General features: G+C 58.9%; 15 protein-coding genes, 1 tRNA gene and 1 pseudogene. 12 read left to right on the top strand and 5 right to left on the bottom strand.

Annotated features, from left to right (window positions below; all coding sequences use genetic code 11):
• Nucleotides 1–42 precede the first annotated feature (42 nt).
• The 8 genes from DBR00_RS20600 (at nt 43) to DBR00_RS19870 (ending at nt 7401) form a co-directional block, all read left to right on the top strand.
• On the top strand, nt 43–258 hold the full coding sequence (locus DBR00_RS20600; RefSeq protein ID WP_108490537.1) for a hypothetical protein: 216 nt from the start codon (nt 43–45) through the stop codon (nt 256–258).
• An 86-nt stretch (nt 259–344) separates the two neighbouring features.
• Nucleotides 345–863 carry an Hcp family type VI secretion system effector gene (locus tag DBR00_RS19840; RefSeq protein ID WP_108490538.1) on the top strand — a complete coding sequence of 173 codons (519 nt, stop codon included), beginning with the start codon at nt 345–347 and terminating at the stop codon, nt 861–863.
• A 319-nt stretch (nt 864–1182) separates the two neighbouring features.
• Nucleotides 1183–3246 carry a type VI secretion system tip protein TssI/VgrG gene (gene tssI / locus DBR00_RS19845; protein WP_108490539.1) on the top strand — a complete coding sequence of 688 codons (2064 nt, stop codon included), beginning with the start codon at nt 1183–1185 and terminating at the stop codon, nt 3244–3246.
• A complete protein-coding gene (locus DBR00_RS19850) occupies nt 3243–4091 on the top strand; it encodes a DUF4123 domain-containing protein (protein WP_108490540.1) in 849 nt (282 codons plus the stop codon). The genes tssI and DBR00_RS19850 overlap by 4 nt, the downstream gene beginning before the upstream one ends.
• Nucleotides 4092–4143: 52 nt before the next feature.
• Nucleotides 4144–4632 (top strand): DUF3304 domain-containing protein, encoded by a 489-nt coding sequence (locus DBR00_RS19855; RefSeq protein ID WP_108538112.1) that lies wholly within the window; start codon nt 4144–4146, stop codon nt 4630–4632.
• Entirely contained in the window at nt 4629–5102 is a 474-nt protein-coding gene (locus DBR00_RS19860; RefSeq protein ID WP_256583089.1) for a DUF3304 domain-containing protein, read from the top strand. Before DBR00_RS19855 ends, DBR00_RS19860 begins: the two co-directional genes overlap by 4 nt.
• Nucleotides 5103–5113: 11 nt before the next feature.
• Nucleotides 5114–5602 (top strand): DUF3304 domain-containing protein, encoded by a 489-nt coding sequence (locus DBR00_RS19865; RefSeq protein WP_108489033.1) that lies wholly within the window; start codon nt 5114–5116, stop codon nt 5600–5602.
• A complete protein-coding gene (locus DBR00_RS19870) occupies nt 5599–7401 on the top strand; it encodes a phospholipase effector Tle1 domain-containing protein (RefSeq protein ID WP_256583090.1) in 1803 nt (600 codons plus the stop codon). Before DBR00_RS19865 ends, DBR00_RS19870 begins: the two co-directional genes overlap by 4 nt.
• A gap of 295 nt (nt 7402–7696) precedes the next feature.
• Here DBR00_RS19870 and DBR00_RS19875 read toward each other — a convergent pair whose 3' ends face one another.
• Nucleotides 7697–8854, bottom strand: a complete 1158-nt coding sequence (locus DBR00_RS19875; protein WP_108489006.1) for a nucleotidyltransferase family protein — start codon at nt 8852–8854, stop codon at nt 7697–7699.
• Nucleotides 8855–9424: 570 nt separating this feature from the next.
• On the opposite strand from DBR00_RS19875, the gene DBR00_RS19880 reads away from it, so the two are divergent.
• Complete coding sequence (locus DBR00_RS19880) at nt 9425–11086, top strand: ABC transporter ATP-binding protein (protein ID WP_158271587.1); 1662 nt, start codon at nt 9425–9427, stop codon at nt 11084–11086.
• A gap of 201 nt (nt 11087–11287) precedes the next feature.
• Here DBR00_RS19880 and DBR00_RS19885 read toward each other — a convergent pair.
• Nucleotides 11288–11364 (bottom strand) — tRNA-Arg (locus DBR00_RS19885).
• A gap of 312 nt (nt 11365–11676) precedes the next feature.
• Here DBR00_RS19885 and gabD point away from each other — a divergent pair.
• The 3 genes from gabD to DBR00_RS19900 all read left to right on the top strand — a co-directional run bounded on the left by gabD (nt 11677) and on the right by DBR00_RS19900 (nt 16247).
• Entirely contained in the window at nt 11677–13125 is a 1449-nt protein-coding gene (gabD, locus tag DBR00_RS19890; RefSeq protein WP_108489008.1) for an NADP-dependent succinate-semialdehyde dehydrogenase, read from the top strand.
• A 170-nt stretch (nt 13126–13295) separates the two neighbouring features.
• The gene (gabT, locus tag DBR00_RS19895) at nt 13296–14576 is read left to right on the top strand and encodes a 4-aminobutyrate--2-oxoglutarate transaminase (protein ID WP_108489009.1); all 1281 of its coding nucleotides are present in this window, start codon (nt 13296–13298) and stop codon (nt 14574–14576) included.
• Between the two features lie 444 nt (nt 14577–15020).
• The gene (locus DBR00_RS19900) at nt 15021–16247 is read left to right on the top strand and encodes an HDOD domain-containing protein (RefSeq protein WP_108489010.1); all 1227 of its coding nucleotides are present in this window, start codon (nt 15021–15023) and stop codon (nt 16245–16247) included.
• A 14-nt stretch (nt 16248–16261) separates the two neighbouring features.
• On the opposite strand, the gene DBR00_RS21545 is transcribed toward DBR00_RS19900, so the two are convergent.
• The 3 genes and pseudogenes from DBR00_RS21545 to DBR00_RS19910 all read right to left on the bottom strand — a co-directional run bounded on the left by DBR00_RS21545 (nt 16262) and on the right by DBR00_RS19910 (nt 20336).
• Complete coding sequence (locus DBR00_RS21545; protein ID WP_371920685.1) at nt 16262–16654, bottom strand: CZB domain-containing protein; 393 nt, start codon at nt 16652–16654, stop codon at nt 16262–16264.
• A gap of 6 nt (nt 16655–16660) precedes the next feature.
• Nucleotides 16661–16933, bottom strand: a pseudogene (locus tag DBR00_RS21550) (methyl-accepting chemotaxis protein); the annotation flags it as partial.
• 511 nt (nt 16934–17444) lie between these two features.
• Nucleotides 17445–20336: an EAL domain-containing protein gene (locus DBR00_RS19910; protein WP_108489012.1), complete on the bottom strand. Its 2892-nt coding sequence runs from the start codon at nt 20334–20336 to the stop codon at nt 17445–17447.
• Between the last annotated feature and the right edge of the window lie 25 nt (nt 20337–20361).

A 20361-nucleotide genomic window follows, 5' to 3' on the forward strand; every position in this document is an offset into this window, starting at 1 on the left:
CCTGGACAACGGCAGCGCCCTGCGCTGCTACCGAGAGCAGGGATGGATGTAGCCAGCCACTACGGTGTGCAAGTTATTGCGCAGCAATCTGTGGATAAGTCTGTGCATACATCGAGGAGACTCATCGTGGGCAGCATGTTTGATCTGCTGAGCAATTTCCTGCGCAGCCCTGCGCAACAAGTTGCTCAGCTTTTAGTGATCTGGCGCACAGTGGGTTTGAATTCGTGCTTTAAAATATTACAAGACACTGATTTATAAGGTTTTTATTTAATTGGCATGCTTGTCGCTCTATGGGGAGTTCCCGGATCACTGCAGATCCATGACCCAAGGCAAGGAAAGCACTCATGCCAACACCCGCGTATCTGTCCCTCGAAGGCACCAAACAAGGCCTGATCACTGCCGGCACCTTCACCGAAGATTCCGTCGGTAACATCTTCCAGGAAGGTCATGAAGACCAGATCCTGGTTCAAGCCTTCAACCACCAGGTCATCATACCGCGTGATCCGCAGTCCGGTCAGCCGACTGGCCAGCGCGTGCACAAGCCGCTGATGATCACCAAAGTCTTCGACAAATCCTCGCCGCTGATCTTCAACTCCCTGACCTCCGGTGAGCGTCTGTCCAAGTGCCGTCTGGAGTGGTACCGCACTTCCTCCACCGGTACTCAAGAGCACTACTTCACCATCGAGCTGGAAGATGCCGTGATCGTTGACGTGCAGTCGCGTATGCCGAACTGCCAGGACCCGAACATGTCGCACTTCACGCACCTTGAAGACGTGTACTTCACCTACCGCAAAATCGTCTGGACTCACGAAGTGTCCGGCACTTCCGGCTCCGACGACTGGCGTACCCCGATCTCCGCCTAAGAACCTATTTACGATCTCGCGAGCTAGAGATAAACGGGGACGAAAGCGGCCAAGGAAGCGGAGTTTACGATTTGTAAATGAGTATTCCGAGGCCGCTTTCAACGCCGTATAGCCGACGCGCAGCAGATCGTATGCAGGTTCTAAGCATTGGCTGAGTTCACGCATTACCGCTTCGGCCAGGCTTGTCCTGGCCGCTGCGTTTCCAGTGAGACCTGCGTCGCCAAACGCTGACAGGCATCGCGCAAAATCGCGAACAGGCAAGCCTGTTTTAGAAATGCGCAGTGGTTTGATTCATGGAACGAAACGAGAGGAACAACGAATGTTCGCCGCCGCCAACCGGACTCATTTCAGCCTGACGATCGAAGGTGTAAGCCACGACCTGCAGGTGCTCGAATTCAACGGTCGCGAGGCGATCAGTCAGCCCTTCGCGTTCGAACTGGAACTGGTCAGCGAACGTCCTGACCTGGATCTGGAAAGCCTGCTGCATCAGGCCGCCTTTCTCGCCTTCAACCAAACCGGCCATGGCATTCACGGGCAGATCTACCGCGTCGCCCAGGGCGAATCCTGCAAGCGCCTGACCCGCTACCACGTGACCCTGCGCCCGCAGTTGGCGTACCTGGCGCACCGCACCAACCAACGTATCTTCCAGCACCTGACGGTGGAGAAGATCATCAGCCAAGTGCTGCAAGAGCACGGCATTCAGGCCAACGCCTACCAATTCCAACTCGGCTCGATCTACCCCGAGCGCGAGTACTGCGTGCAGTACGACGAATCCGACCTGCACTTTGTCCAGCGCCTGTGCGAGGAGGAGGGTATTCACTACCACTTCCAGCACAGCGAGCAAGGCCATGCAGTGGTCTTCGGCGACGACCAGACGCCGTTCCCCAAACTCGCGCCTACCGCCTATCAGCAGGACAGCGGCTTGGTCGCTGACAAACCAGTCATCAAGCGCTTCGGCGTGCGCGTGGAAACACGTTCGAGCCGGGTGACCCGCCGCGATTACGACTTCGAAAAACCCAAGCTGCTGATGGAAGCGGACGCCAAGAGCGCGTTCAAACCCGACCTCGAGGATTACGACTACCCCGGCCGTTTTGTCGACCGTGAGCGCGGCAAACACCTTAGCCAGCGCATCCTCGAACGCCACCGCCACGACTTCGAACGGGCGCAAGGCGACGGCGATCAGCCGCTGCTGGTCAGCGGTCACTTCCTGGCGCTGACCGAGCACCCGCGCGCCAGCTGGAACGACCTCTGGCTGCTCACCGAAATCCACCACGAGGGCAAGCAGCCGCAGGTGCTGGAAGAGTCGGTGACCAGCCACACCGAGGCCGGCGATGGTTTCCAGCAGGGCTACCGCAACCGTTTTACCGCCACGCCCTGGACCGTGTTGTATCGGCCGCCGCTCAACCACCCAAAACCGCGCATCCTCGGCAGCCAAAGCGCGGTGGTTACCGGCCCGCCCGGTGAAGAGATTCACTGCGACGAGTACGGCCGGATCAAGGTGCAATTCTTTTGGGACCGCGAAGGCCAGGCCGACGACAAAACCAGCTGCTGGCTGCGCGTGAGCTCAAGCTGGGCCGGTGACCGTTACGGCGGCATCGCCATCCCGCGGGTGGGCATGGAGGTGCTGGTCACCTTCCTCGAAGGCGATCCCGATCAACCGCTGGTCACCGGCTGCCTGTACCACGCCGAACACGTGGTGCCCTACGTCTTGCCGGCGAACAAGACCCGCAGCCTGTTCAAGACCCTCAGCAGCCCCGGCGGTGGTGGCTATAACGAGCTGCGTATCGAAGACAAAAAGGGCGCTGAACAGATCTACATCCACGCCGAGCGCGACTGGGATGAAAACATCGAGCATGACCAGAAAATCCGCATCGGCAACGAACGGCACGACACCGTCGAAGCCAACAGCTACAGCGAATTCAAAGCCGAAGAACACCGCACCACCCACGCCGACCGTAAAAGCGAGATCAAAGCTAACGACCACCTCACCGTCGGCAACAACCAGCACATTAAAATCGGCACCGGCCAATTTATTAACGCAGGCCAAGAGATCCACCTGTCCAGCGGCCAGAAAGTTGTACTCGAAGCCGGCAGCGAACTGACCTTCAAAGCCGCCGGCAGCTTTATCAAGCTGGATGCCAGCGGCATCACCCTGGTCGGCCCGATTATCAAATTCAACTCCGGCGGTGCGCCGGGGAGTGGTTCGGGAGCTGCGCCGATGTTGCCGGGCAAGGTGAAACCGGCGGATGCGGATAAAGCGGGCAATTTACTGGAGCGGGCTGAAGCCGGGCTGAGGCTCGCGCCACCACAAGGCATATGCCTAGAGTGCTTACGCAAGGCCATGCGTGAAGGCAGTGCGACCCTAGCAGGAGCATCGGTATGACGGAGCAAGACGCCGCGCGCATCGACTGGGAAGCCGCAGTGGCGACCGAGCAGACGCTGGTCATGGTGGTAGAGCTTGGGCTGCTGGCTGAGGAATCTCGCCTTGGTCTTTTCTCCACACAGGCGGTCTGGCCACTGCTGCGGCAGCCGGGTGTCACCCATTTAAGCAATGAAGGCCCAGCGCTTATCGAGCTGAGTGGCCAGCCGTATGCCACCTATAGCCAGCTTCACGAGCAGCTCACTCGCAGCGCGCAGCATGGTTGGCTAAGCAGTCGGCTGGGCATAGTTGAACTGCAACAACACCTGGGCGATGCCCTGGCTTGCCGCAACATTGATGGTGAAACACTGCTGATCCGCAGTTATGCGCACAACGTAGCGCCCGTTCTGCATCAACGGCAGGAGCAGCCTTGGCACGCATGGCTGTTCGGCCCCATCACGCAGTGGTGGCTGCCAGTCGGCCAAGGCTGGCACGCCCTAACAGGATTGGCGCAACGCAACGTGCCGCCCTATCACCCGATTGAACTTGACCAGGCGCTTGTGGAGGCATTGGGCGTTGATCCTCACGCGCAGGCACTGGTTGAAGAGCTACAGGCCGGTGCACCTGAGGTTTTCGCCGATGAGTGTTACGGTGCGCGCCTGAACCGTGCCAGTGAGGCATTGTCACAGGCGCGGGAGGCCGGCCTGACACGCCAGCCGGACCACTATTTTTATGCGCTGTATAGCTTGCTCGGCGGCCAAGCCATCCGCGACAACCCGAACTGGCCCGACATACTGCGCCGCGTAGAACAAAACGGAGAGGCACTGGCTCAGGTGCAAGCGGAACTGGACGAGGACAACCAAGGATGAACGGGCGAACGCACAAGGGCCTCAAGGACGCACCGCAATGCGAGGCTTAACCATGAACCGACTCCACGCGTGGCGTAACCGCTGGCAAGGGCTGCCGGGGTTCGTCAAATCGCTGCTTAGCCTGGCCTCTGTTGGCTTGCTGGTGCTGGGCTACGTGGCCTGGGCCTATACGCAAATGCCTGGGGCCATGCTTTATGTGCATAACCATACGGATCGGCCTATATCCGGTTATGCCGTAAACGAAGCGTGGGGTGGAAATGCCTTCGCCTATGGTGGTGGGAAGGTTACTTGCTGCTCGCGCATAGAGGGCGATGTACTGACGGTGGAATGGATAAAGGGGCGTACCGGCGAACAAGTCCGCCAAGGTGTGCAGAAAGAGACCGTCACGCTGGAGGTGCCCAACCCCCCGCGCACTCGCCAAGACAAATACCTGCATGTGCATTTCTTTCCGGGTGATCAGGTGCGTTTGTTTTGGAGCCCGACACCGGGCAGCCCCTATAAGGGACTCAAGGACGCACCGGATCAAGAGGTTCAGCAGTGAAGCACGTCAACGTATTACTTAAACGCTGGGAATCGCTACCAGCGGTCGTTAAATCCCTGTTTAGCCTGGCCTCTGTCGGTTTGCTGGTACTGGGCTACGTGGCCTGGGCCTATACGCAAATGCCTGGGGCCATGCTTTATGTGCATAACCATACGGATCGGCCTATATCCGGTTATGCCGTAAACGAAGCGTGGGGTGGAAATGCCTTCGCCTATGGTGGTGGGAAGGTTACTTGCTGCTCGCGCATAGAGGGCGATGTACTGACGGTGGAATGGATAAAGGGGCGTACCGGCGAACAAGTCCGCCAAGGTGTGCAGAAAGAGACCGTCACGCTAGAGGTTCCCAACCCCCCGCGCACTCGGCAAGACAAGTACCTGCATGTGCATTTCTTCCCGGGTGATCAGGTGCGCTTGTTTTGGAGTCCGAATCTGGACAGCCGTTATGAAAACCTCAAGGAAGCAGCGCAATGAGAGGCTTAATCATGAATCGACTCCACGCGTGGCGTAATCATTGGCAAGGGCTGCCGGGGTTCGTCAAATCGCTGCTTAGCCTGGCCTCTGTTGGCTTACTGGTACTGGCCTACGTGACCTGGGCCTATACGCAAATGCCGGGGGCCGGCCTTTCTGTGCATAACCATACGGATCGCCCCATTTTTAGTTATTTCGTTAATGAAAACTGGGGAGGGAACGTAGCCGTAAATGGTGGAGGTTTCACATGTTGCTGGCGCATTGAAGGCGATGTGCTGACGGTAGAGTGGCTTAAAAGCACGACTCAACCGCAGTACGAAGCGGGTATGCGTGAAGAAACCCTATCGCGGCAAGTGCCCAACCCCCCGCGCACCCGGCAAGACAAGTACCTGCATGTGCATTTCTTTCCGGGAGATCAGGTGCGCTTGTTTTGGAGCCCGAATCTGGATAGCCCTTTTGAGAATCTCAAAGAAGCTCCAGACAGCAAGGAACAAACACAATGAGTTCTCGAATCACCGAAAAAGCCGCAGGTATGGCCGCTCGCTGTCGTCCTTCTTCGGCAAATTCGCACATACAGATTTGTTCACACACGCTGAAAATTGGGTTCTTCTTCGACGGGTTCGGCCGCCATCTTTTAAAAGACTTGCAGACAGGCCGAGTTAGCAATGTTGGCAAGCTCTATACAGCCCACCCTGATATAGAAAGGTCTGATCCGCTGTGCTCTTATCGTCGAGCTTATATTCCCGGCCTTGGCGAAGACTTTTCCGCAGACCTGAATGTAACGGCCAACAGCGCCCTTACCAGCTTTGGCACATCGGCCACTGAGGTCCCAGCCGATCAGGTCAAAGAGCAGGCCATTGAGTCCGCCAAGGATGCCTTCGACCCTAAACGCAATTGGTGGGAGCGCATTATCCGCAACCTGAAAAGCTTGCTGCATAACCCGCTTAAGCTTGCTGGCCTGCTCAAAGGCGCGGCAATCGATGCCAGCCTAGAGGTCCTGGCCCCGGTGCGCGACAGCCGTTTTGCGGCCGAGTTGCTGAAAACTGGCGCGGACACCCGGATACAGGGAGCGGTAGATTTTCTTAACGAAGCAATCCGTAAAGTCGAGGCGCAACGCGACCAACCGCCGCTCAAGCATATCGAGTTAACCGTGTATGGCTTTGACTACGGGGCCACCTTGGCTCGGGCTTTTCTGCACGAATTACTCAGCCGTGAGCCGCAAGCCAAAGAGGGGCCATACCGTTACCAGGGCAAGGCGCTGAATATTCTGTTTGCCGGGTTGTTTGATGGTGTGGATCGCAGTCATGTTGATTTCCCCCTGCCGCTGCCCCTGCGAACCGTGCTTGACGACGGCGGCCCGCTGCCCGTGCGTGTGCAGCAGGCATTGCACTTGGTGGCAGGCCATGAACGGCGCTTTTACCGACGCGCACGTTTGCTGGGCAATAGCCGTACACAGTGGCGCGAAAAGTGGGTGCCCGGTGTCAGTGAAGATGTCGGCGGCAGCCTGCTGCCAGGCGAGCAGAAGCCCAGTGCAGAGCTGGCGTTGGTGAGTTTGCATGAGATGTACCATGCCGCTCGCCGCGCCGGTGCGCCGTTTCCTTCACTTGAAGAGCTGCCATTGACGGATCGGAAAACGGCCGAGCTCTTTATCTTTAACGACCACATCGATAACGTCAGCGCCAAAGGGCTGAGCCGGCATTATGAGCGCGAGGCGCAGGCCAGTCTGGCGCAAGTTCGGGCCTTTAAGCCTGTTTATGCCAATGCCCCAATGCGCCGCGAGCAACAGCTGTTTGCCGCTCACATGCGGGTTTATCTGCGTTGGCTGGCTGCGCTTTGGAGGCCTTACCAGGCCCGCTTGCGCCAGCTTAATGAAGAGGAAGACCGGCTGCGCGCCGGCGCACTGGGCAGTATGAGCGGCATGCTGGGCATCTCGCGCGAAAGCGCCGCGCAACGCCAAGCGCGCGAAACGCGCTTGCAGGCCATTAGCCAGGAAAGAACCCAACTGCGCACCGATTTGGGTTGGCTGGAAGCGGTCCACGATGAAGCCACAAGCATGCGCGCCGCCCTGGACAACCCGGTGCGCGGCTGGCGTGCCGCCGGTACACGCGATCAAGCAGATTTGTGGGAGGTATTACTCTCAGCATGGTTTGAAGAACCATCGAGAACCATCAGCGAGCCCATGCATCGATTATTTGGCCACTTCGTCCACGACCGCCTCGCAGTGAGTGTGGCGCAGCGCTCAGTTAAGCAGCTGAGTGGACAAGAGTTCTTCGATATTCGAGGGTTTGATTTGCCCAGTTAGGCACGCTTTACCTGGCTTGGTATTACTTCAAGGACAGTGAGTTGCTCTAACTGACGAGATGCTCCACTTCAAAGGCGAAGAAGTGTGGGGTGGCCTATTCGGTTTTGGCAGCCTGCGTAAACCGGTGGAGTGGACCGGCAAAGACTTTGACCTCCATGCCGGCACCCGTGTCAGCACGGAGTCCGGCGTCGCCACCTACAGGCGCGTTTATCACCAGGACCGGGAATGCCGCGACCGCAATAAAATCAGCGGCAAACTAAGCTACTCCCCCCTGGAAGGCCTTACCCTAACGGGACTACTTTTTAAATTGCCGTGTCACCAGTCGAGCCAAGCGAATGATGGGGTAAAGAAAAGACAGTTTCTGCGGAAGTATGACCCAGCCACTGTCCTTGGTTGTAGGACTCAACCAGCCTTTCAATGCATGCCATTTCGCCAGGACGCTGTCCTGCATTGCGATATCGATCAACATGCGTTTAAAAATCCCCTGCCGGGTTGCCACCTGATCATCAGTAAGCGCTTCGCGAAGCCCATCGAGCGCGGCTTGAACCATCGCTCGGCTAGCCCTGCAGGGCCGGCGCGCGTGTTGCAAAGGTGCTGCTACCTGCGTCCCAAACAAGACAGAGAGCAGGGTGAGGCAAGCATCAAGCATGGCGCGAGTACCCGTGCGTCTTATTTCCGCAGCCAGTTGCTCTGCATCCAGGTCCGCACGTTGTAGCAGTGCATGAATGTCCAAAAGCCAAACCAATTTGCGGAAACTGTGTTGGCTGGCATGTGCAATTAAGTATGGCAGGGCATGGATAGGGGCCAGGGTTGAGAGGCTTACGCCCTGTAAATCAACCTGCTGTGTCATACAGATTTCGGCGGGGAGTAAGTACTGATTGCGTAATAGGCGCCTATGCAGCTCCACTCTTGGCAGTCCGCCAGCATGAGTTAAGACAAGTTCATGATGTGCCTTGGGCAGCGGAAGCTGTTGCCCTGCTGCAACGCTATACCCCTGTTCATTGAAGACTCTCAGTGCCTCAGGCCACTGGTCCTCTCCAAGCAGGATATCCAGATCAACGCCCCCACGCGCACAAAGTTGACCATGCGCCTGTAGCGCCAGAGCCGGGCCCTTTAACGCCAAAGGCTGCAACCCGCATGCAGCAAGCGCTAACGTCAAACGCCTGAGGGTTGCACCTAGGCTAAGGGCTCTTAGTGCAATGGCTCTTCGCTCCAGCATAAGAGGAGCTGAATACCCAATGCCTAGAGCGTCCGCCCGAGCCTGATCAAGCAGGCCGGCGACTCCATGATGTCGAATAAACGCTGACAACCGTACCACGCAGGGCGCTGAAAACTCATGTTCAAAGCCCATCAACCAGAGCGTGGCGCTGAGCAACGCATTGTCTGATGAAGAATCACGGCGTTCAGCCTGAGTGGCATCGTGGTTTACTAAAGGCACATGCTGAGTAAGCATCAGGGGTGTGTATCCATCTCATAAGAGTCGCGGCCCACACGATTGGAGCTGGCAACTCACTGATCCAGCTTGCGGCAAAGCCATATCAGTCAGGGATATTACCCCATGCCATCATCAGCCAGACATTGGCCGGCGCTTAAACGCAAACGGGGCAGGGCCCCGCTGGATAAGTGGCATGCAAAGTCCGGCCTATCGCTTAAGGGTGTCCGGTTTGAACCTCGGATTTTTAGTATCCCGTCAAATGCCACTACATGACGCGATTGTTCCGTTGGTTTCCCCACTCAGTCCGGATATGGTTGAACCGCTGTTTAGCACTTAAGCATTGATCATGTACGACCCACAGCCACAACGCTGAGCAGTTGGAAGATGGCACTCGTTTGCTGACCGACTGTGATTGCGGGTTTTATTTTCTGGTACGCGAATTGCCCATGAGTGCATCGTGGATCTAACCAAGTCTTTAATCTTTTTAAGCCAATGAATAACCAAGAATTTTTGCCAATTTTTAGCGTTCCTCTGCGAGCATTGGCGTTTGTCAGGCAATGCGGGGCACGCTCAGCAAGCATTGCCTCAATGGCGCTTCTGCTGTTAGGTAAAGCTGCGCTGGACGCTTTATCTGCTCTGCTGGTTGCCGCGTTACTTGGCGTGCTGCTTCCCATGGGCAGAAACCCTGCAGGTTGGTACGCACTGGCGGAGGAGCAATGGAATGCTCTAGCAGGCACCTGGGTATCGCCAGTGATGCTGCTCCTGGCGATATTGATCCTGTGCAAGGGCGTGCTTGCACCTGTGCTGTCGGGTATCCGTGGCCAGCTTATCGACGCCTGGACGCTGCTGATCTCCATGAAGGTTTTTGAGCGGGAGCTGACGCGCGAGGCTCCTCAGCGCATCGAACTGCACACTCAAGGCAGCAACGTTGCCGTCAACTACCTGGTACCCAAGATTGTCATGGGGACGGTATTGCCCAGCCTCGAGTTGCTCACCGAGCTAATGGTGATCAGTGTTCTGCTGGGTGTGTTGCTGATATTCGAACCACTGGCGACCGTCATAATGATCGCGGCCTTATTGGCTGCAGTAGCGGCGGGCAGCGTGCTGTCAAAATACCTCACGCCCTACCGATTGGGACGCAGCAGTAAGCCCCAAATATTGATGCAGCGCTGGGTTTCCGACAGCGTCGCCTGCTTGCGCGAAATCCGCCTCTACCGCCGGTTGCCCGCAGTATTAGGTGGCTATCTTCCCGTTGCAAAGCGCTTCGCCAGAGAAACCGCGCGCGAGCGAACGCTGATGGATATCCAGTCACCCGTCATAGAGCTATTACTCCTTTCGATTCTGGGCGGCGCGGTGCTGATTGCCAGTGAGACCACCTGGCAGGCAGATCTTCATCCGCTGGTGCTCTTTGCTGCCGTGGGTTTAAGGCTGATACCGGGCTTGCGCCGCATCTCGTTTAGCCTGCTCACGATTAAATTCTCGCGACCATTTTTTGAGCAGATAGCCGCAGCCAATCCGTCACCACCTGAGGTGCACACTCACGTCGAACCTTGCCAATCCCTACCCCAGCTTTTAATGAGCTGCGAAGCCCTGAATTTTCAGTACCCGCAGGCCGAGCAAAAGGTGATCGCCAACCTGAAGATGCACATGCACAAAAGCGATTGGGTCGGGTTGGTCGGTCAATCCGGCGCGGGGAAATCCACTCTGGTGGACCTGCTCATTGGCGAGTTAAAACCCACGGCCGGGTGCATACAGTGGTTCCACACTCAGCGCGAACACGGCTCTATAGGCTACATAGGCGCCTTTACCACACTGCTCCCCGGAACCTTGCGCGAGAACCTGGCTTTCCTCGGCACGGGCTGCACCGATGAGCACCTGATGAATGCCCTGAATATTACGGGGCTTGAAGCCTTGGTAAAGCGTTTCCCGAACGGACTGGACACTCCAGTTGAGGTTTTTGAACAACGCATTTCAAGTGGAGAACGGCAGCGTATCGGTCTTGCCCGCGCACTCCTGCATTCCCATGATCTGCTGATTCTTGACGAAGCGACTGCTTCCCTGGATCAGTTGACGGAACATCAATTTTTACAAGCCTTGCGCTCGGCCAGGCCAGAGCTAGCTGTATTGCTGATCACCCACCGACTGGCCGCGTTACGCTACATGGACCGCACCCTCCAGTTGGCAGACGGGGCGCTGCATGAGTTTGTTCCTGAGCCACAACCGCCCTCTGGGCTTCATGAACGAGCCTGAAAATAGCCGCTTGCGCGAGTCATCGATTGACGGAAGAGAAGTACAGCTCTGGAACAAGAAGGGCTAACGGTCTATGACCCTGTTTGAGGCCACTACGCAGACGCGTGTAAGGCCGTTACAAGGCCCAGACCTTAGAGGCACGGTTTAGCCACAGGCCAAAATAAAAAGGGCCTAGGTTTTCACCTAAGCCCTTGTTTTATATGGCGCACCAGGCGGGATTCGAACCCACGACCCCTGCCTTCGGAGGGCAGTACTCTATCCAGCTGAGCTACTGGTGCAGCGCGGGCGCAATCATACGCATGTCGCTGGCAGGCGTCCATGCTGGTGCCTTGTTCGTGATTCTGCACGGTCAGGCTAGTGCGGGGCTTTTCAGCATAAAGGCTTGAATAAGCGTGATTAGGCGTTAATTTTTTCGAACAGGCTCTTGCCCTTTACCCCTCATGACCCTAGGATTCGTTTGAGATTTCAAACGCTCATGCACAAAACCGTTGCACACGCATGAGCCGAGCGAACAAGCCTTTGCGACGCGGCCATGCGGCGCATTCGATAACCTGTACCGATGCCTGGGTGTCGGGTTTTAGGAGACTGCCATGCAACTGAAAGACACCCAGCTGTTTCGCCAGCAGGCGTTTATCGACGGTGTTTGGCTGGACGCGGACAGCGGCCAGACCATTCAGGTCAACAACCCGGCCACCGGTGAAATCATCGGCAGCGTGCCGAAAATGGGCACCGCCGAAACCCGTCGCGCCATTGAAGCGGCCGACCGTGCCTTGCCGGCTTGGCGTGCACTGACGGCCAAAGAGCGCTCGAACAAACTGCGTCGCTGGTTTGAACTGCTGATCGAAAATCAGGACGACCTCGGCCGTCTGATGACGCTGGAGCAAGGCAAGCCGCTGGCCGAAGCCAAGGGCGAGATTGCCTACGCGGCGTCCTTTATTGAGTGGTTCGCCGAAGAAGCCAAGCGTGTGTACGGTGACGTGATTCCGGGCCACCAGCCGGACAAGCGCCTGATCGTGATCAAGCAGCCAATCGGTGTAACTGCGGCCATCACGCCGTGGAACTTCCCGGCGGCGATGATCACCCGTAAAGCCGGCCCGGCACTGGCTGCGGGTTGCACCATGGTGATCAAACCAGCGTCGCAAACACCGTTCTCCGCGCTGGCGCTGGTTGCGTTGGCTGAGCGTGCCGGGATTCCGAAAGGCGTGTTGAGCGTGGTCACCGGCAGCGCCGGCGAAGTGGGCGGCGAGCTGACCAGCAACCCGATCGTGCGCAAGCTGAGCTTCACCGGCTCCACTGAAATCGGCCGCCAACTGATGGCCGAATGCGCCAAGGACATCAAGAAGGTGTCGCTGGAGTTGGGCGGCAACGCACCGTTTATCGTGTTCGACGACGCCGACCTGGATAAAGCCGTTGAAGGCGCGCTGATTTCCAAATACCGCAACAACGGCCAAACCTGCGTGTGTGCCAACCGCCTGTACATTCAGGACGGCGTGTATGACACCTTCGCCGAAAAACTGGCCGCTGCGGTGGCCAAGCTGCAGATCGGTAATGGTCTGGACGACGGCATCACCACCGGCCCGCTGATCGATGCCAAGGCCATGGCCAAGGTGCAGGAGCATATTGAAGACGCGGTCAGCAAAGGCGCACGCGTGCTCACGGGCGGCAAGCCGCACGCGCTGGGCGGCAGTTTCTTTGAGCCGACCATTCTGGTGGATGTGCCGAACAACGCGGCCGTCGCCAAGGAAGAAACCTTTGGCCCGCTGGCGCCGCTGTTCCGTTTCAAGGACGAGGCCGAGGTGATCGCCATGTCCAACGACACCGAGTTCGGTTTGGCTTCGTATTTCTACGCCCGTGACCTGGGCCGTGTGTTCCGTGTGGCCGAAGCCCTGGAATACGGTATGGTCGGCGTTAACACCGGGTTAATCTCCAATGAAGTGGCACCGTTCGGCGGTGTGAAAGCCTCTGGCCTCGGCCGCGAAGGCTCGAAGTACGGCATTGAGGACTACCTGGAAATCAAATACCTCTGCCTGGGCGTGTAACCTGGCGAAGTAACCCCGCAGGAGGCGCACGAGAGCGCTGCGTCTTCTGCATGTATATGGACATAGCTGTGGCCGGGCGTGTTGGGGCAGTCGATCATCGAATACTGCCAAGCCGCCGCCGGTGACACATCCTTGAACCACGCCGAGATTGACCGGCGAATGAGGACTTTATGAGCAAGACCAACGAATCTTTGATGCAACGCCGCACCGCTGCCGTTCCGCGCGGCGTGGGCCAGATCCACCCGATCTTTGCCGAATCGGCGAAGAACGCCACCGTCACCGACGTCGAAGGCCGCGAGTTTATCGACTTCGCCGGCGGCATCGCCGTGCTCAACACCGGTCACCTGCACCCGAAAGTGGTGGCAGCGGTGCAAGAACAACTGACCAAGCTGACCCACACCTGCTTCCAGGTGCTGGCGTATGAGCCGTACGTTGAACTGTGCGAGAAAGTTAACGCACGCGTGCCAGGCGACTTCGCCAAGAAAACCCTGCTGGTCACCACCGGCTCCGAAGCGGTGGAGAACTCGATCAAAATCGCTCGCGCTGCGACCGGCCGTGCGGGCGTGATCGCTTTCACCGGCGGCTACCACGGCCGCACCATGATGACCCTGGGCCTGACCGGTAAAGTCGTACCCTACTCGGCTGGCATGGGCCTGATGCCCGGTGGCATCTTCCGCGCCCAGTACCCGTGCGAACTGCACGGCGTGAGCAGCGATGATGCGATCGCCAGCATCGAGCGTATCTTCAAGAACGACGCCGAACCGCGTGACATCGCCGCGATCATCATCGAGCCGGTGCAAGGCGAGGGTGGTTTCTACGTCGCGCCGAAAGACTTTATGCAGCGCCTGCGCGCCCTGTGTGATCAGCACGGTATCCTGCTGATCGCCGACGAAGTGCAAACCGGCGCGGGCCGTACCGGCACCTTCTTTGCCATGGAACAAATGGGCGTCGCCGCCGATTTGACCACCTTCGCTAAATCCATCGCCGGTGGTTTCCCGGTGGCGGGCGTGTGCGGCAAGGCGGAATACATGGACGCCATCGCCCCTGGCGGTCTGGGCGGCACTTACGCCGGCAGCCCGCTGGCCTGCGCCGCAGCGTTGGCGGTGATGGATGTATTCGAGGAAGAGAAACTGCTGGACCGCTGCAAGGCCGTGGGCGAGCGCCTAGTTACCGGCCTGAAAGCCATTCAAGCCAAGCACAACAGCATCGGCGAAGTGCGTGCCCTTGGTGCAATGATTGCCATGGAACTGTGCGAAGGTGGCGACGTGCATAAGCCCAACGCCGCGCTGACCGGGCAGATCGTTGCGAAGGCGCGTGAGAAGGGCTTGATCCTGCTGTCGTGCGGTACTTACGGCAACGTCTTGCGCGTGCTGGTGCCGCTGACCGCTGAAGACGCACTGCTCGACCGTGGCCTGGCGATCATCGCCGAGTGCTTCGACGAACTGACCTAAGCCTCAGTGCGTGACCCACAAAACCCGCTTCGGCGGGTTTTGTGCATTTCAGCCCGGCACTCATATGCAGCAGGGTGCCTCTCGCGGCTAAAGCCCCTCCCACAGAGCGCGCGCGCGTAGGCAGCAGCCATTCGTGGGAGGCGCTTTGGCGGCGACAGATTCGATGACGCGCTCAGTTCTAGGGGTTGGCCGAGTTGCAGCGAAGCCCAGTGGTTACCTCTCTGGCGCTGGCAAAAAGCTCGCCGCTGATCCACGTCAATAGTCCGATAAGCCTTCTCATTTAATACTTTAGCCGCTCTAGGTCGGGCGTTATGGGCGTGCTAAAAGTTGACCCTTGCATCAGCTGTTGGACGCGGCCGGTAGTGGTTTTTAAGCCTCGAATGCTTAGACTGCGCGCCCTTCAGTCTGCGCCATCATTGTGCGATTACCCTGTTTGAGGTGTTCATGCCGTTTTCGGCCAAAGCGTTGCACGTTCTGATTGCTGAGGCGGAACCCTGGACGGCTGATCTGCTCCTGCAACTGGTGCGTGATGTCAGGCCTGATGCGCGCGTTCACGTGGTCAGCGACGGCGAAGCGGCTTTGGTGCATTGTCAGAAACGCTGGCCGGCGTTGGTTATCGCTGATGGCGAGTTACCGGGGGTGGACGGCCTGGAGTTGCTGCGCCAGTTGCGTCGCCTGCCGCGCGGTGCCCAATTGCCCTTCGTGCTGATCAGCGGGCGTCTCGATGTTTACAGCGTGCGCGCTGCGCGGCCACTGGCCCCCGCGGCCTACCTCGCCAAACCCTTCAATGCCGAAAAATTGCGTCAGCGCTTACAAACGCTACTCGGCAGTGCTAAAGCCGCATCGAACGCACCGGCGCGGCCCACCAACAGCCTGGATGACTACCTCGATACGGTGCGTGAAGACGGCCAAGGCGCGCCTTTGCTCGCAGAGGTACGTGATGCCGTCAGCCGTTGCCTGAATGGTGAAGACTATGACCTGCGCCAGTTGGAGCGCTTGTTTAGCCGTGAGCCGCAGATCACCGCGCGCCTGATTGCAGCGGCCAACAGCGCCGCCCAGCATCAGGGCGCACCTTGCCAGACCTTGCGTCAGGCGCTGCCGCGTCTGGGTGTGGCACATACGCTTAACCTGGTGCTGGGGCTGGCCATTCAGCGCAATGTGCAACTCAAAGACCCGCGTCTGGCGAGCCTGGCCCAAGCGGTTTATGCGCGCACTGAACAGAGCGCCGACCTGGCGCACTGGTTGGCCAATGAACTGCATCTGGATGCCGAGCTGTGTTTTACCGCCGGCTTGCTGCACAACATCGGTGAGCTGGCTTTGTTGCGCAGCCTGCAGGATTGGCTCGATGGCGGAGGCGAATTAGACGATGAAGCGATTGCGCTGCAGATGAGTCGCCGCGCCGCCGGTTTTGGCTCGGCCCTGCGCATTCAGTGGCGTTTGCCGATTGGTTTGCGCGAGCTGATTGCGGCGTTCTACAGCTTGGGCAGCGGCGTGTTCAGTCGCGAGGCGGTGATCCTCAATCTGGTCAACGAGCTGCTTAATCTGGGCGACCGGCACCCCCACGAGTTGCTCGACAGCCGGTGTGCACGGCTGTTGCGCCTGGATGCCGGCTTGCTTAAACGGCTGCCGCTGCCGCGCCCGGCGGATGCTCAGGCGCTGGCAATGGCGTAAGCCGGGCTGAACGGTCAGAGATCCTTGGCGGCCAGGTCGGAAATGATCGCGTTGACGTCCATGCTTGCCCGCTCCATTTCCGTGACGGCGCGCAGCACTTTGCTCCAGTCTCTGCCTTGTGCCGCCTGCAGCGCTTCGTGGCCACTTTCGTGCACCACGCGGTGCGGCTGATCCAGCTGCTGGAAACTGCGTTGTTTGGCGTAACGCGCATGGGTGTCGCTGCTCTGGTACCACTGGCCCAGGCGGCAGCTGGTGTGGCTGCTGAGTTGGGTGTTGCTGTCTTGCAGAAACAGGCGCTGGTACACCGTGAGCTTGAACAGCAGGTGATCGAGTTTGACCGCCTCGCAGAACGAGCCCAGAGCAATGGCTTCAATCAGCTGGGTCATGTGTTCGCCGAGCACGACCATTTCATCCAGGGTCTGGGCTGAGCGCGATACATCCCCGGACAGCCGCGTGGCTTCACTCGACAGGCTGCCGATGGAACGGCTGGCGCTGTCGGTTTCCTGATTGATGCTGCCTACCAAGGTGCTGATTTCCTGCGTGGCCTGGCTGGTGCGTTGCGCCAGTGCGCGCACCTCGTCGGCGACCACGGCAAAACCACGGCCTTGCTCGCCCGCGCGGGCGGCTTCGATGGCAGCGTTCAACGCCAGCAGGTTGGTTTGGTCGGAAATGGCTTTGATCAGCTCGACAATCCGGCTGATCTCGCTGACCCGCTGCTGCAGCAGATCAACGCTTTGTACGCTGCTGACACCTTGCACGGCCATGCTGCTGAGCGACTCAGAAAAGCCGCCGAGCAGGGCCGAGGTCTGTTGGAAGATGCCGCTGTTTTGTTCGAGTTTGCTGACTTCGCGACTGAGCTGGTCAGCCTGCGCCACCACCCCGTCACGGGTCTGTGACAGCGAGTCTTCAAAGCGCGCCAGTTTGCCGTGCAGTTCGTGCTGGTAACGCGTTACGCCATTGAGTGCATCGCGTTCTTGCTGGTTTTGCTGAGTCAGGCTACGCAGCTCATCCAGCTCGCGCTGCATGGCCGATTTTTCCTGATTCAGGCGGCTGACTTCCTGCTCCAGACTTTCACAACGCAAACGCCATTTACTGTCGAACATGGTGCACAGAACTCCAAGGGAAGGCAGGAGAAAACATCCGGCACGGCCGGTTGTATCCTGTATTTCGGCTTATTCCAACAAAGGTTGAGCCGTATCAGCGTGGATCAAGCGGCAGGTGCAACTGCGTGTCCGTCAGGTGTCCATCGCTCAGCTTGGACAGTGGTTGCGGATGGCCGATGACGTAACCCTGAGCATAGTCCAGACCAAGGCGGTGCACGCAGTCGAGGCTGGCCTGGGTTTCGACAAATTCAGCCACGGTTCGCAGGCCCAGTTGCTGGGCGATCTGTTGCATGGAGCCGACCATGGCCTGATTGATCGGGTCGCTCTCCAGTTGCAGGATAAAACTGCCGTCGATTTTCAAAATATCCAGCGGCAAATGGCGCAGGTAGGCGTAGGACGCAAAACCGCTGCCGAAGTCATCCAGTGCCACCTTCAGGCCCATGCGGCGCAGTTGCGTAATCCATTGTGCCGAAACGCCCAGCTCGCCCAGGGCGACCATTTCCGTGACTTCAATGCACAGTTTGTGCGCGGGCAAGTTGTGCCGTTGCAACTCCTGCTCCAACAGTTCGTGGAAGTGCACGTTGAGCAGTGAGCTGGCTGTCAGGTTGAGGTTGACCTGCTCGAGCTGCGCCAGGTGCAGGGGGTTGTCCGCCAGCCACTGCAGCAGGTGAGTGACCACCCAGCGGTCGATGGCACCGAGAAAGCCATAACGTTCAGCAGCGTCGAGAAACTGTCCGGGGCTGACCCATGCGCCAGTCTGCGGGTCGCGGTAGCGCAGCAACACTTCATAGTGCAGCCCGTTGGCCGGCTGTTGCAGCGCCATCACCGGCTGATAGAACAGCTCGAAGTGGCCTTGTTCGATCGCCTCACGCAGGCGGGTGATCCACTGCAACTGGCGTTGGTGTTCGAGCAGTTGGCCGTCTTCGGGGTTGAACTGCTGCACCTGATTGCGGCCCAGGTGCTTGGCCCGTTGGCTGGCGCTGTCGGCCCAGTTCAGCGCGGTTTCCCAGTCGGTCACCGCACGGTTGAGTGCCAGCAAGCCGACGCTGGCCTGCACGCGGAAGGGGCGTCCCTTCCAGGTGAAGACAAATTGCTCAACACATTGGCGCAGGGCTTCTGCGTGCGCCAGCGCTGTCGGGTTGTCGGCATCGCGCAGCAACACGGCGAACTCATCACCGCCCAGGCGCGCCAACTCGGCGGCGTGCGGCAGGTGATGGAGCAGCTGGCTGGAGAGCTGACGCAGCAGCTGATCGCCCGCCGAGTGGCCACACAGATCGTTGACCTGCTTGAACTGATCCAGATCCAGACTAAGCAAGTGACTGAACCGGCGCGCATCCTCGCCCTGAAGGCTTTCGCGCAACAGACGTTCCAGTTCGCGGCGATTGAGCAAACCGGTCAGCGAATCATGCGCGGCCAGGTACTGCAGGCGCTCTTCCAGGGCGCGACGTTCGCTGAGGTCAACCACGATGCCTTCGATGCAATCCTGGGTCGAACGCAGATGCAACGCTAGATACACCCAACGGCTCTGCCCATCCAGACCGTGCATCTGGCATTCCTGACTGATCGCGGGCTGCTCGCCGTGCAACTGCGCAACTTGCGCCGCCCAGTGTTCAGCGCCCAACAGCTGCTGCATGGACATATCCGCGTTCACCTGCGCCAATCCCAGCAGGGCGAGAAAACTCGGATTGGCCTCAATCAGCGTGCCGCTGCGGGTACAGCGGAAAATGCCCTCACCACTGCTGCTGAACAACGCCTGATACTGCTGCAGATTACCCAGCGCCTGGGCCTTGCTCTCGAGCAGAGCGCGACGGATCTGCTCCAGCTGTTTATCGAGGATGCCACCAAACAGCAGCATACTCAGCACCGGCAAGTAGGCGTGCATGTAATCGAAGCCCGACGGCAACGGAATCACCCCACTGCGCCCCAGCGGCACCAGCAGCATCAGCAGCAACGCCGAAGACCAGCACAGCAGGTAACCGACGGCGTAAGGTCGCCGCTGACGCAACCCGAGCAGCAGCAGCAACAGCTGGAACGCCCCGGTCAGCAGGATCAGCACGTTCAGCGCCTGGTAAGCGCGGTAATGGCCATAGCTGATGATGGTCCAGCCACACACCAACAAGGTGGCCGCAAACAGGACATTGCGCAGGTAGCGCACGCGGCCTAATTCAAGCTGCAACGCGCTGGCCAGGAACAGGCTGCTGAAAATCAGCATGCCGGGATTGGCCAGGTTGGCCAGCTGGGCCGATAACCAGGTCCACTGCTGCCCCAGCAGACTGATAACACCATGCAGACTAGCGTTGTACAGCGCCACACTCGCCACTGTCAGGCAGAACCACACCAGCGGCGGCTCGCGCAGGGTGCTGAATTTGACCAGGAAAAACAGCGTCAGGCTGAGCAGGGCACCCAGCAGCAGACCACTGCGCATCCAGTGCTCAGCCAGTAGCACAGCACTCTGCTCGGCCGCCACCAACTGCATGGGCACGCTCACTGCTGAACCACTTTGCACGCGCAACAGCAACGTATGCGGCCCCTGGCCGAGGCGAGGCAAACTAAACATGAAGTGCGGAGTTGGCTCACCCCGCTGCAGGAAAGGCCGGTGATCACCACTGTAGAAGGGCGCGATCAGACGATCCCGGTCGTACAGCCAGACCTCGATGTCGTCAAGAAAGGGTCGATCGATGATCAACTCCAGCTGCACGGCCACCGGCGCATCGAGGCGAAAAGCCAGCCACCAGGCACTCGCCGAATACCCCAGGCGCGGTACACCGCGTACCAGCGCGCCGTCGCGTTCGATCAACTGCTGCACTTCACCAGCGCTCAGGTTGCCCGTGCGATCTTCCAGCACCAGGCTGGCGGGCACCGCGACCGGCTGCGTCAACTGCTCGGCCTTCAGCGTCAGCATCGGTATCGACGCATACACGGCATTGCTGCCCAGGACAACGCTGAGCAGCACAAGCAGAAAGGGAAGGTTGAACCGACGAAGCATCCTGGCGCCTCTATCTACTGCGAGG

The organism is Pseudomonas sp. HMWF032 (assembly GCF_003060885.1).
Classification (GTDB): Bacteria; Pseudomonadota; Gammaproteobacteria; order Pseudomonadales; family Pseudomonadaceae; genus Aquipseudomonas.